This is a genomic window from Neoroseomonas marina (genome assembly GCF_012927745.1).
GTDB classification, from domain to species: Bacteria; Pseudomonadota; Alphaproteobacteria; order Acetobacterales; family Acetobacteraceae; genus Neoroseomonas; species Neoroseomonas marina.
On the sequence record NZ_JABBKX010000011.1, the window covers coordinates 22,953 to 35,330 of the forward strand.

The 12,378-nt window shown below is 70.0% G+C and carries 11 protein-coding genes; 3 read left to right on the forward strand and 8 right to left on the reverse strand.

Annotated elements, in window-relative coordinates:
* Genes GWK16_RS22155 through GWK16_RS22180 form a run of 6 tightly spaced genes read right to left on the reverse strand, consistent with a single transcriptional unit; the run spans position 1 to position 7,585 of the window.
* Positions 1 to 1,257, reverse strand: a complete 1,257-nt coding sequence (locus GWK16_RS22155; protein ID WP_170056164.1) for a Zn-dependent hydrolase — start codon at positions 1,255 to 1,257, stop codon at positions 1 to 3.
* Positions 1,257 to 2,549, reverse strand: coding sequence for an ArgE/DapE family deacylase (locus GWK16_RS22160; protein ID WP_170056165.1), 1,293 nt, complete (start codon positions 2,547 to 2,549; stop codon positions 1,257 to 1,259). Before GWK16_RS22160 ends, GWK16_RS22155 begins: the two co-directional genes overlap by 1 nt.
* A gap of 10 nt (positions 2,550 to 2,559) precedes the next feature.
* Complete coding sequence (locus GWK16_RS22165) at positions 2,560 to 4,167, reverse strand: ABC transporter ATP-binding protein (RefSeq protein WP_170056166.1); 1,608 nt, start codon at positions 4,165 to 4,167, stop codon at positions 2,560 to 2,562.
* On the reverse strand, positions 4,164 to 5,009 hold the full coding sequence (locus GWK16_RS22170; RefSeq protein ID WP_170056167.1) for an ABC transporter permease: 846 nt from the start codon (positions 5,007 to 5,009) through the stop codon (positions 4,164 to 4,166). The genes GWK16_RS22165 and GWK16_RS22170 overlap by 4 nt, the downstream gene beginning before the upstream one ends.
* Positions 5,006 to 5,992: an ABC transporter permease gene (locus tag GWK16_RS22175; RefSeq protein WP_170056168.1), complete on the reverse strand. Its 987-nt coding sequence runs from the start codon at positions 5,990 to 5,992 to the stop codon at positions 5,006 to 5,008. The genes GWK16_RS22170 and GWK16_RS22175 overlap by 4 nt, the downstream gene beginning before the upstream one ends.
* 3 nt (positions 5,993 to 5,995) lie before the next feature.
* Positions 5,996 to 7,585: an ABC transporter substrate-binding protein gene (locus GWK16_RS22180; protein ID WP_248291560.1), complete on the reverse strand. Its 1,590-nt coding sequence runs from the start codon at positions 7,583 to 7,585 to the stop codon at positions 5,996 to 5,998.
* A gap of 117 nt (positions 7,586 to 7,702) precedes the next feature.
* Here GWK16_RS22180 and GWK16_RS22185 point away from each other — a divergent pair, with 117 nt between their 5' ends.
* Both GWK16_RS22185 and GWK16_RS22190 read left to right on the forward strand, forming a co-directional pair.
* Positions 7,703 to 8,737 carry a histone deacetylase family protein gene (locus GWK16_RS22185; RefSeq protein WP_170056169.1) on the forward strand — a complete coding sequence of 345 codons (1,035 nt, stop codon included), beginning with the start codon at positions 7,703 to 7,705 and terminating at the stop codon, positions 8,735 to 8,737.
* Entirely contained in the window at positions 8,734 to 9,744 is a 1,011-nt protein-coding gene (locus tag GWK16_RS22190) for a dipeptidase (RefSeq protein ID WP_170056170.1), read from the forward strand. The genes GWK16_RS22185 and GWK16_RS22190 overlap by 4 nt, the downstream gene beginning before the upstream one ends.
* Here the strand turns inward: GWK16_RS22190 and GWK16_RS22195 are convergent.
* A complete protein-coding gene (locus tag GWK16_RS22195; RefSeq protein WP_170056171.1) occupies positions 9,741 to 10,313 on the reverse strand; it encodes a hypothetical protein in 573 nt (190 codons plus the stop codon). The two genes, GWK16_RS22190 and GWK16_RS22195, sit on opposite strands and share 4 nt — an antisense overlap.
* 141 nt (positions 10,314 to 10,454) lie before the next feature.
* On the opposite strand from GWK16_RS22195, the gene GWK16_RS22200 reads away from it, so the two are divergent.
* Positions 10,455 to 11,972: a YifB family Mg chelatase-like AAA ATPase gene (locus tag GWK16_RS22200; protein WP_170056172.1), complete on the forward strand. Its 1,518-nt coding sequence runs from the start codon at positions 10,455 to 10,457 to the stop codon at positions 11,970 to 11,972.
* Here GWK16_RS22200 and GWK16_RS22205 read toward each other — a convergent pair.
* Positions 11,969 to 12,361, reverse strand: a complete 393-nt coding sequence (locus GWK16_RS22205) for a YraN family protein (RefSeq protein WP_170056173.1) — start codon at positions 12,359 to 12,361, stop codon at positions 11,969 to 11,971. The two genes, GWK16_RS22200 and GWK16_RS22205, sit on opposite strands and share 4 nt — an antisense overlap.
* Positions 12,362 to 12,378: the final 17 nt, after the last annotated feature.

Genomic DNA, 12,378 nt, shown 5'->3' on the forward strand with positions numbered 1-12,378 from the left:
TCAGTCCTTGGCAATGCCGGCGGTGGCGAGCACGGCGTCGGCGAGCACGCGCATGCCGGCCTCGGCCCATTCGGGGGTGATGCTCTCGGCCTCGTTGTGGCTCAGGCCGCCATGGCAGGGGCAGAAGATCATCGTCGTCGGCACGCGGCGCGCGACATAGACAGCGTCGTGGCCGATGCCCGTCGGCATGTCCATGTGCGGATAGCCGAGCCGCTCGGCCGCATCCCGCACGCGCCCGACCAGCACCGGGTCGAAGGGCGTCAGCGGCGAATACCAGAAGTCGGCGACGGTGATCCTCACGCCGCGCGCGGCGGCGATCGCTGTGGCCTCGGCGCGGATCTCCTCGGCCATCTTCGCGAGCAGGTCCGGGTCGCCATGGCGCGTGTCGACCGAAAACCAAATGCGGGAGGGGGCGATGTTGCGGCTGTCAGGATAGACGGTCAGGCGCCCGACCGTCGCACGGCCCGGTTCACCCGATGCGCTGACGGCGCCGAGCGCGATGCGCTCGATCGCCGCGATCAGCGGGGCGGCGGCCATCAGCGCGTCGCGCCGCCCGGCCATGGGGGAGCCGCCATGCGCCTCCTCGCCCTCGACCGTCACCTCGAGCCAGTTCTGTGCCAGCGCCTTGGTGACGACGCCGATATCCTTGCCGGCATCCTCGAGCAGCTTCCCCTGCTCGATATGCAGCTCGAGATAGGCGCCGATGTCGCGCAGCGCGGCGGGGTCGGCCGCGCCCTTCCAGCCGATCCGCGCGAGTTCCTCGCCGAAGACCTTGCCCTCGGGGTCCTGCTTCGCGAGGACCTCTTCCTCGGTGAAGATGCCCATGGCTGCACCGCTGCCCATCATGGGGGGCGAGAAGCGCGCGCCTTCCTCGTTGGTCCAGTTGATGAGCATGAGCGGCGCCTCGGTCTCGACGCCGGCCTCGTGCACCGCGCGCAGGATCTCGAGGCCCGCCAGCACGCCGAGGATGCCGTCGAACTTCCCGCCCGTCGGCTGGGTGTCGAGATGACTGCCGAAGGCGACCGCCTTGCGCGAAGGATCGCGGCCGGGGCGCGTGAGCACCATGTTGCCGACGCGGTCGACGGACATGGTGCAGCCCGCCGCCTCGGCCCAGCGCTGCAGAAGGTGGCGGCCTTCGGAATCGAGGTCGGTCAGCGTCTGCCGGTTGCAGCCGCCCTTCGCGGTGCCGCCGATCTTCGCCATCTCCATCAGGCTGTCCCAGAGCCGCGCTCCGGACAGGGGGACGTTCGTCGCCATCACGTCGTCTCCACCCCGCACCACTCGGCCATGGTCAGCGCGATGGTGCGCGTGATGTCGTGCATCGAATCCAGCCCGACACTCTCGTCGATGCCATGGATCTCCTGCGCGTCCGGCCCGAAGCAGGCGACCGGCGTTTCCTGGTACAGGGTGAAGAAGCGCCCGTCGGTCAGCCCCGTCGCCGGGTAGTCGCGCAGGAAGCCACCCGAGACATCGGCGAAGTTGCGCTTGGCCATGGTCACGATCGGCGCGTTCATGTCGAAGACGCAGGGGTCTGCCATGAAGCCCTTGAATTCCAGCTTCACGGTCGCGCCCTTCAGGGCGGGATCCTGCGCGGCCTCGGCCACCAGGCGCTCGATGTCGGCCTTCGTCTGCGCCGCCGTGTAGCCCATCATCACGCCGACGCGCATGCCGATGCGCGCGCGGGTGGGCACCGAGGAATTCCACTCCCCGCCCTCGATGGTGCCGAAGTTCACGTTCACCGGATGGTTCACGCCGCGGAAGGAGGGATGGATGCGCTCGGCCTTGTTCATCTCGGCCTGATAATCCTCGAAGCGCGCGGCGATGGCGTTGGCGGCCTTGATCGCGTTGAGGCCGGCCTGCATGTCGCGCACATGTGCCGGCCGGCCGCTGACCGTCACCCAAGCCCAGACCACGCCGACCTCGGCCGAATACATCGCCGGCAGGCCGGGGCCGGGTTCGGGGATGATGACCGCATCGGTGCGCGGCAGCGCCAGCATGGCGGCGAGCGCGCCGTTGCCGGTGCATTCCTCCTCGATCACCGACTGCATCTGCACTTCGGCGGCCGGCTGCAGGCCGGCGAGGCGCAGCGCCTTGAAGGCCGTGACGTAGGACACGATGCCCGCCTTCATGTCGCCCGCGCCGCGACCATACATGCGGCCGCCGCGGATGGCGGGCTCGTAGGGCGGCGTCTCCCACATGTCGGCCGCCCCTTCGGGCACCACGTCGACATGTCCCTGCAGGGCGAGGCTGCGGCCCTGCCGCTCGCGCGGCGTGAACACGGCAACGACGTTGTCGCGGCCTTCATAGGAGACGAGCGGCGGCGAGAAGCCGGGATGCGACGCAAGCCGAGCCGGTACCGTCGGCACGCGGCGCGGCGCGAGGCCCAGCCCTTCGTAGATCCGCGCCATTTCGTTCAGCGCCGACTGCTCGTTGCCGAGCGTCGAGGGGCAGCGCACCAGGCGCTCCAGCGTGCGGACGGCGTCGTCGCGCAACGCGTCCACGGCATCCAGGATCGAGCGCCGCGCGCCGGGGTCCAACATTTCAGTCATCATCAACTCCTCAGGCGGCGATCACCGGCGGGGTCCAGGACCGCCCCGGGATGCTGTCCAGCAATTGCCGGGTATAGGCGTGCTGCGGGCTGCCGAACACCTCTGCGGTCGGCCCCTGCTCGACGATCGCGCCGCGCTGCATCACCGCGATGCGATCGCAGACCTGGGCCGCGACGCGCAGGTCATGCGTGATGAAGAGCATCGTCAGCCCAAGCCGTGCGCGGATGTCGGCAAGCAACGCCAGCACCTGCGCCTGCACCGAGACATCGAGAGCCGAGACCGGTTCATCCGCGATCAGCAGTTCCGGTTCCATGGCGAGCGCCCGGGCGATGCCGATGCGCTGCCGCTGCCCGCCGGAGAATTCATGCGGATAGCGGTCCATCGCGCCAGGATCGAGCTGCACCAGCCGCAGCAGGTCCCGCGCCCGGGCCAGCGCCTCGCCCCGTTCGACGCCATGCGTGACGGGCCCCTCGGCGATGATGTCGCCGACGCGCCGCCGCGGGTTCAGCGAGGCGAAGGGGTCCTGGAAGACCATCTGGATCTTCTTGCGATAGGGCTTCCAGGCCCCCCGCGAGAGCGGGCGGAGGTCGGCGCCTTCGAAGATGATCTCGCCCTTCTCGGGTTCGACCAGGCGCACGACGCAGCGCGCGAGAGTCGACTTGCCGGAGCCGGATTCGCCAACCAGGCCGAGCGTCTCGCCCTTGCGCAGGACGAAGTCGGCGTCGTGGACCGCTTTCACGACCGGCTTCGGGCCGAACCAGCCGCCGGGGCGACGGTAGGTCTTCTCGACGCCCTTGGCCTCGAGGACCAGGGGCGCCGTCGAGGCCGCGGCGCCGCTCGGCGCGCCATGCGGCACCGCGGCGATCAGCGCGCGCGTGTAGGGGTGCTGCGGGTTGTTCAGCACCTCCGCGGCCGTGCCCTGCTCGACGATGCGGCCCTTCTGCATCACGGCGACGCGGTCGGCGATCTCGGCCACCACGCCGAAATCATGGGTGATGAACATGACGCCGGTGCCGCGGCGCGATTGGATCTCGCGGATCAGGCGCAGGATCTGCATCTGCGTGGTCACGTCGAGCGCCGTCGTCGGCTCATCCGCGATCAGCAGCGAGGGTTCGAGCGCCAGCGCCATGGCGATCATCACGCGCTGCCGCTGGCCGCCCGACAGGCGGAAGGGATAGGATCGCGCCGTCGCTGCCGGATCGGGCAGGTTCACCGCGGCGAGCAGTTCCGGCACGCGCTTCGCGGAATCGCCGCCGGCGCCATGGACGCGCATCGCCTCCGCAATCTGGTCGCCCACCCGCATGACGGGGTTCAGCGCCGTCATGGGCTCCTGGAAGATCATGGAGACCCGCGCGCCCCGCAGGCGGCGCATGGCCTCGGGGCCAAGGGGCAACAGGTCCTCGCCCTCGAACAGGATGCGGCCGGACGTTACCGGCAGGCCCTTGGGCAGTAGCCCCATCACGGCATTGGCGGTGATCGACTTGCCGGATCCGGACTCGCCCACGACGCAAACGATCTCGCCCGGGTTCACCGACAGGGTGATGTCTTCGACAGCGTTGGGGCGGTCGCCGCCGGGGGGCAGGGCGACGGTCAGCCCTTCGACCGACAGGAGGCTCATGCCGCGCCTCCCCGCTGGCGGGCGAGGCGCGGATTCAGCGCGTCCGACAGCCCCTCCCCCACCAGGTTGAGCGCCAACACGGTGAGGAAGATGGCGAGGCCCGGAAAGACGCTCATCCACCACGCCAGTCGGATCACGGACCGCCCGGACCCGATCAGGAAGCCCCAGGTCATCAGGTTTGGATCGCCGAGGCCAAGGAAGGACAGCGCGCTCTCGAGCAGGATCGCGGAGGCGACCATCAGCGAGGACAGCACCACGATGGGCGACAGCGCATTCGGCAGGATGTCGGTCACCACGATGGCGATGCGCGACTTGCCCAGTACCTCCGCCGCCTGGACGAATTCGCGCGAGCGCAGGGAGAGGAACTCGGCCCGCACAACCCGCGCGACCGGCGGCCAGGAGACGACGGCGATGGCGAAGACCACGGACCCGATGGTCGGCGTGAAGATCGCCACCAGCAGGATGGCGAAGACGAAGGAGGGGATGGTCTGGAAGAACTCGGTGAAGCGCATCACCGCATCGTCCGCGACGCCGCCGAGATACCCGGCAACGGCCCCGAGCGAGACCCCGATGAACAGCGCCGCGACCGTCGAGACCGCGCCCACCATGAGCGAGATCCGCGCCCCATGCGCGATCCCCGCCGCCACGTCGCGCCCGAGGCTGTCGGAGCCAAGCAGCATCCCCTCCTCGCCCGGCGGGACGAAGGGGGCCGTCGCCATGTCCCAGGGGCTGCCCGGGAAAAGCACGGAGGCGAAGGCCGCGACCGCGATCACCAGCGCCAGGATCACCAGGCCCACCACAGCGCCGCGGTTGCGGCGGAAGCGTCGCCAGAAGTCGCTCATCCTTCGACCTCCACGCGCGGATCGACGACGGCATAGAGGAGATCCGTCACGAGATTGAATCCCACCACCATGACCGAGGTGCAGAAGAACACGCCGAGCAGCACGGCGTAGTCGCGTGCCAGCAGCGCATCGAAGGCAAGGCGCCCGATGCCCGGCCAAGCGAAGACCGTCTCCACCAGGATCGACCCGCCGATCAACTGCCCGGCCTGGATGCCGGCGAAGGTGATGACCGGCAGCAGCGCGTTGCGCAGGATGTGCCGCCGGACGACCTGCCCTTCCGGCACGCCCTTGGCACGCGCGGTCTTCACGAAGTCCTGGTCCGCGACCTCGAGCATCGTCGCGCGCGTCAGCCGCGCATAGACCGCGAGGTAGAAGAGCCCGAGCGTCAGCGCCGGCAGCAGCAGGTGCTTCGCGACGTCCAGCACCGCGTCGATGCCGTGCAACTCGACGCCGACCGTCGCCATGCCGAAGCTCGGCAGCCATTCCAGCCACACCGAGAAGAACAGCACCAGCATCAGCCCGACCCAGAAGAGCGGCGTCGCGTAGAAGGTCAGCGCAATGACGGTGATGATGGAATCCGCCCAGGTGCCGACCCGCCGCGCGGCCAGCGTCCCGAGCGTCACGCCCGCCGCGACGGCGAAGGCGAAGGCCGCCCCCGTCAGCAGCAACGTCGCCGGCAGTCGTTCCCGGATCAGCGTCCAGACCGGCATCTGCTGGCGATGGCTGAAGCCGAGGTCGAGCGTCAGCACGCCCTTGAGGTAGATCCACAACTGCACATGCAGCGGCTGGTCCAGGCCGAACTGCTGGCGGAGCTGCGCGAGAAAGCGTTCATCCGCTGCACCGGACTGCCCGGCGATGACGCTCGCCGGGTCGCCGGGCGCCGCATGGATCAGGAGGAAATTGCAGACGACGATCGCCAGGATGACGACCGCCGCCTTGACACCACGCCGCAGCAGGAAGCCGGGCAGCCGCGACGGGTCCATCCGTCAGCCGGCGATGAAGACGTCGTCGAAGGACTTGCTGACGCCGAGGCCGGTGGTGATGACGTTGCGGACCTTCTTGTCGTAGACGGTCGGGAAGGACAGCTCCATCAGCCAGATCTGCGGCACATCCTCCACCAGGATCCTCTGCACCTCGCTGAAGGCACGGGCGCGGTCGGCCGCCGCGGCCGCGGCGCGCGCCTGCTGGAACAGCGCATCCACCTGCGGATTGGCATAGCCGCCGGTGTTGGTGAAGGTGACCTTCTGGATGTTGGTCGAGACATAGGTGCGCTCGACGCCCAGCGTCGGGTCGCCGAACTGGTAGACGAAGTTGATCGTCGTCTCGTACTCCCAGTTGCCGACGCGCCGCGCCCAGGACCCGGCATCGGTGCTCTCGAGCTCCAGCGCGATGCCGACGTTGCGCATCGCCTGGCGCAGGTACTCGGACAGGCGCGTCCAGATCTCGCCATAGGGCAGCGGGATGTGCTTCAGCGTGAAGCGCACGCCCTGCGCGTTGCGCGGATAACCCGCCTGGTCGAGCAGCGCATTGGCCTGCTGCACGTTGAAGGCGGCGATCTTCGCATTGGCGTCGAAGAAGCGCGTGGTCGACGCCACCGGCCCGGTCGCAGGCTTGCCGACGCCGAACCACAGCCGGTTGACGATGAAGTTGCGGTCGATCGCCATCGACATCGCACGCCGCACGCGCGCATCGTCCAGCGGCTTCACACGATGGTTCAGCTCGATCCATGACAGCGGGGAGAAGTACTCCCAGCCCTTCGTCTCGACCTCGAGGTTCGGCCGCTGGCGCAGCTGCGGGATGTCGAAGGGCTCGATGTCCGAGGACTGGCTCAGCAGCACCTGGCCGGATTCCAGCGCGAGGCGACGGCTCTGGCTGTCGGGGATGATGCGGTAGATGATGGTGTCGAGGTAGGGCTGACCCGGCTTCCAGTAGGTCTCGTTGCGGTCCATGCGCACGAAGTTGCCGCGCTGCCATTCGGTGAGCTTGAACGGACCGGTGCCGACCAGGCGCTGCACCGCCGGCGCCGTGCGGTAGTCCTGCCCATCGAACAGGTGCTTGGCCACGATCGCTGCCGCGGTCGCGTCGAACATCAGCAGGAAAGGCTGGAAAGCCTGCTTCAGCACGATCCGGACCGTGAGAGGGTCCTTCGCCTCGCAGGTCTCGATCAGGCTGAAGATCGCCCGCGCGCGGGGCGAGAGCTCCATGTGGAACTTCATGATGGAGAAGACCACGTCGTCCGCTGTGAAGGGCTGGCCGTCATGCCACTTCACGTTCTCCTGCAGGGTGAACACGTATTCCTTGCCGTCCGGGCTGATCGTCCAGGACTTGGCGAGGACCGGCTGCGGTTCGAGCGTCGGGGAGAAGGTCAACAGCCCCTGGAAGATCTTCGGCGCGGCCGCGAGCGTGGGTCCCTGCTGGTTCACGCCGATCTGCAGCACCGGTGGTTCCGGCGTCAGCATCATCTGCAGCGTCCCGCCGCGACGCGGGGCGACGCCCTGGGCCATCGCTTCCTGCACGGTCATCAGGACGGGGGCGGAAGCAGCGGCAGCCATGAAGCCACGACGCGAGACGGCCATGTTCGAAGTCTCCCTGGATTGTGCCGCGAGGCTATCCCCCCGGCCGCAAGGGGGACAAGGGGACCCGCGCCTCGGTGCGTGGACAAGCGCGACGTGCCTGCCTAGCCTCGCGCCACGATGAAGACCTTCGCGCATCCCGATCAGGCAGGGCATACGCCCACCTTCTTCCTCCAGCGCGGCCAGGTTCGCCGCAACTTCGAGATTCCGGCGCGCGCCGAGGCGCTCGAAGCGGCGCTGCACCGGATGGGGCTCGCACCTTCCGCACCGCCGCCGCTCGCACCCGGCGCGCTCGAGGCCGTGCATCGCGCGGATTATCTCGACTTCCTCGCCACGGCCGCGACCGACTGGGCCAAGCTGCCCGAGCCGGGCCCGGAGGTCGTCGCCAACATCCATCCCGTCCCCGAGATGGTCGCGCAGGGCGGGCGCACGGGCGCCAACATCATCGCGCGGACTGGTTGGTACACCGCCGACACGGCCTGCCCGATCGGGCCCGGATCCTGGGCCGCCATCCAGGGGGCGGCGGCCTGCGCGCTCGCCGCCGCGGCGGAGGCGGCCCAGGGCCGCACCGCCTATGCGCTCTGCCGTCCGCCCGGCCATCACGCCTATGCGGGCCGCGCCGGCGGTCATTGCTATGTGAACAATGCGGCGCTCGCGGCGCAGGCGCTGCGCGACGCCGGGGCGGCGCGCGTCGCGGTGCTCGACATCGACAGCCACCACGGCAACGGTACGCAGGGTATCTTCTGGGAGCGCGGGGACGTGCTCACCATCTCGATGCATGGCGATCCGGACAACTACTATCCCTGGTTCGTCGGCCGCACCTCGGAACGCGGCGCGGGCGCCGGCGACGGACGCAACATGAACCTGCCCCTGCCCTTCGGCACGCCGGATGAAGGATGGCTCGATGCGCTGCGCTACGCGCTCGCGCCGATCCGCGACTTCAAGGCGGATGCGCTGGTCGTGGCGCTCGGCTTCGATGCATCGAAGGACGAACCGCTCGGCGCCCTTGCCGTAACGGAAGACGGCTTCGCCCGCGCCGCGCAGATGATCGGCGCGCTGAAGCTGCCGACCGCGATCACGCAGGAAGGCGGCTACAACGTCGACGTCATCGGGACGCTGCTCGAGCGCTTCCTCGGCGCCTGGGGTGACGCATGACCGACGCCGCGACGATCCACGCCGCCACGCTGACGCTGGACACGCATATCGACATCCGCTGGCCCGAACCGCCGGATGCGACGCGCGAGACCGACCGGCGCGTCGACTTCCCGAAGATGCTGCGCGGCGGCCTGAAGGCGGCGGTCTTCATCGCCTATACGCCGCAGGGCAAGCGCGATGCGGAAGGCCTCGCCGCCGCCGCGACGCGGGCGGATGCGATGCTGCGCCACATCCGGTCCCGCGCGGACGGCAAGGCGCGCCGCTTCTGCGCCACGGCCGCGGAACTGGAAGCCGCGCATGCGGCCCGCGCGCTCTGCGTCCTGTCCGCCGTCGAGAACGGCAACGCGCTCGCGCGCGACCTCTCGCGCCTGGCGCTGTGGCGGGATCTCGGTGCGATCTACCTCACGCTGACCCATGACGGGCACAACGACCTCGCCGACGCGGCGCGGCCGCGGCCCGAACTCGGCGACGGCCCGTCCGAACATGGCGGGCTGTCGGAGCTCGGGCGCGCCGCCATCGCCGAGATGAACCGAGTCGGATTGCTGGTCGACGTCTCCCACGCCGCCAAATCCAGCATGATGCAGGCGGCCGAGCTCTCCCGCGTGCCGGTCGTCGCGACCCATTCCTGCTGCAAGGCGCTGTGCGACCATCCGCGCAACCTCGACGACGAACAGCTCGACATGCTGCGGGCGACGGCGGGGCTGGTGCAGATCACCGCGCTCGACAGTTTCCTCCGCGCGGCGCCGTCCGGCGGGAAGTCTCCGGCGACGGTGAAGGACATGGCCGACCACGTGGACTACGCGGTCGCGCGCATCGGCATCGACCATGTCGGACTGTCCTCGGACTTCGATGGCGGTGGCGGCATTCCCGGCTGGAAGGATGCCTCCGAGACGATGAACCTCACGGCCGAACTGCACCGCCGCGGCTATGGCGCGCGGGAACTCGACCTGCTGTGGTCGGGCAATTTCCGGCGGCTGATGCGGCTCGCGCAGCGCGCGGCCGCCTAGTTCCGCGCTGGCTCGCAGCGGCCCGAATAGGCGAGCGCGCCGCCGCCGCCGAGGCGGAACCAGATCTCGCGCGTCTCGCCACTTGCCGGGTCGCGCGCCGTCTGGACGTCGTAATAGCAGCTGCCGCGGTTGACCAGAGCCTGCACGCCCCGCTCCAGGCCCATCAGGCGCAGGATCGCATATTCCGCGGGGATCGCCCCGCCGACCACGAAAGCCGTCTCCGGCGTCAGCCCGTCGCCCGATGTCAGGATCCGGCGGACGTTCCGCTCCGCCTCCCGCTGCTCGGGCGGAAGGGTGTCGGGCGCGGGCACGCGGAAGTGGATCTCGTGCTCGGCGCCATCCGTGCCGCGCACTGTCCAGATGTCGAGCACGGTCGCGTTCTCCTCGACGGATCGCTGCCGGAGGAAGGGCGACCTCAGGTGCAGGATCACCGAATGCGCCTCGATCGCGCGGGCCACGACATAGGCCGTGGCGGGTCCACGGCCATCACCACTCGCCAACACACGGGCGATCGCCGCATCCCGCTCCGCTTGGGCGGCATCCGGCGCCTGCGCCCGGGCAGGCAGCATCAAGGCGATCGCAACCAGGATGAGACATGCAGCGCGCATGACAATGACCATTGGCTCAGACCGTAGCTGGTGGGGCAGTGGGTTTGAGAAGGAAACTAATAGGTTGATTATTGCATCAACCAACGCTCGTATGCAGCAATCATGTCCATCGCGCGCATTGCCACCTTCGCCTTTTCCGGCGTCGATCCCGTGCCGGTCGAGGTGCAGGTCCAGATCGCGCCTGGCTTGCCGGCCTTCCTTCTCGTCGGCCTGCCTGACAAGGCGGTCGCCGAAAGCCGCGAACGCGTCCGCGCGGCGCTGACCGGGCTCGGCCTCTCCCTCCCGCCGAAACGCGTGCTGGTGAACCTCGCGCCCGCCGACATCCTGAAGGAGGGGTCGCATTTCGACCTCCCCATCGCGCTCGCCCTGCTCGCCGCGATGGAGATCGTCCCGAAGGAGGAAGCGGCGGGCTATGCCGCGCTTGGTGAGCTGGCGCTGGACGGGTCGATCAATCCAGTCGCCGGGGTGCTGCCCGCGGCCCTCGGCGCGAGCGAGCGCGACCTCGGCCTGATCTGCCCCGCCGCGCAGGGTGGCGAGGCCGCCTGGGCCGGGCGGATAGAGGTGCTCGCCGCCCCCGACATCCATGCCCTGCTGAACCATTTCCGCGGCACGCAGTTGCTCTCGCCGCCGGCCCCGCCTGTGGCCGAAGCCGCTCCGCGCGCCCTGCCCTGCCTGTCCGAGGTGAAGGGACAGGAAAGCGCGAAGCGCGCGCTCGAGATCGCCGCCGCCGGCGGGCACAACCTTCTCATGATCGGGCCTCCAGGTGCGGGGAAGTCGATGCTGGCAGCCCGGCTGCCGGGCCTGCTGCCGGACCTCTCGCCGGCGGAGGCGTTGGAGGTTTCCCTCGTCCACTCCGTCGCCGGGATGCTGGAAGGCGGGCGCCTGGTGATGCGGCCGCCCTTCCGCGACCCGCACCATTCGGCCTCGATGCCCGCGCTGATCGGCGGCGGGCACCGCGCGCGCCCGGGCGAGATCAGCCTCGCGCATCGCGGCGTGCTGTTCCTCGACGAATGGCCGGAGTTCCCGAGGCCGGCGCTGGAGGCGCTGCGTCAGCCGATGGAAACCGGCCGCACCGTCATCAGCCGCGCGAACGCGCATGTCACCTATCCCGCACGCTTCCAGTGCATCGCCGCGATGAACCCGTGCCGCTGCGGCTATCTCGGTGAGGCCGGGCGCGAATGCGGCCGCGCGCCGCGGTGCGGGGAGGACTACCAGGGCCGCCTCTCGGGCCCGCTGCTGGACCGCATGGACCTCACGATCGAGGTCATGCCCATCCCCGCGTCCGAACTGACGCGCGCCCCGGCGGGCGAGACCAGCGCCACCGTCGCCGCCCGCGTCCAGGCCGCGCGCGACGCCCAGCGCGCCCGCTGGAGCGATGCGGGCCCACGCAACAACGCAGAGGCCGAGATCGGCCACCTGCACCCCCTGCTCGACGCCGAGGCCGAGGCGCTGCTGGAAACCGCGGCGACGCGGCTGCGCCTGTCCTCCCGGGCCCATGTGCGCATGATGCGGGTCGGCCGCAGCATCGCCGACCTGGCGGGCAGCCCGACCATCCGCCGCGCCCATGTCGCGGAGGCCCTCGCCTTCCGCCACCGCATGCCGGGTCGCGCCGCCGCCTAGTCGCCGATCCGGAAGGCGTCCGCTATCCGCCGCACGGTGCCGTCCGCCGCGACGATGACGACGTCGAAGCGCATCCCCGCCTCCCCGTGGCCGGGATTCGCCGCGACCCACCATTCGGCCGCCGCGACCAGGCGCATCCGCTGCCGGGCGCCAAGGGCGAAGGCGGCCTCGGTCAGGGACGGCCTCGCCTTCACCTCGACGAAGGCGAGCAGCCCGTCGCGTTCCGCCACCAGGTCGAGTTCCCCCGCCGGAGTCCGCGTCCGCCGCGCCAGGACCCTCCAGCCGTCGCGGGCCAGCGCGGCCGCGGCGACATCCTCGGCACCGCGCCCGGCGGCCTCGGCACGCCGCCCGCGCAGCAGGCGTCGTGTCGTGTCGCCGAAACCGCTCATGCCGCTATCATGCCGGC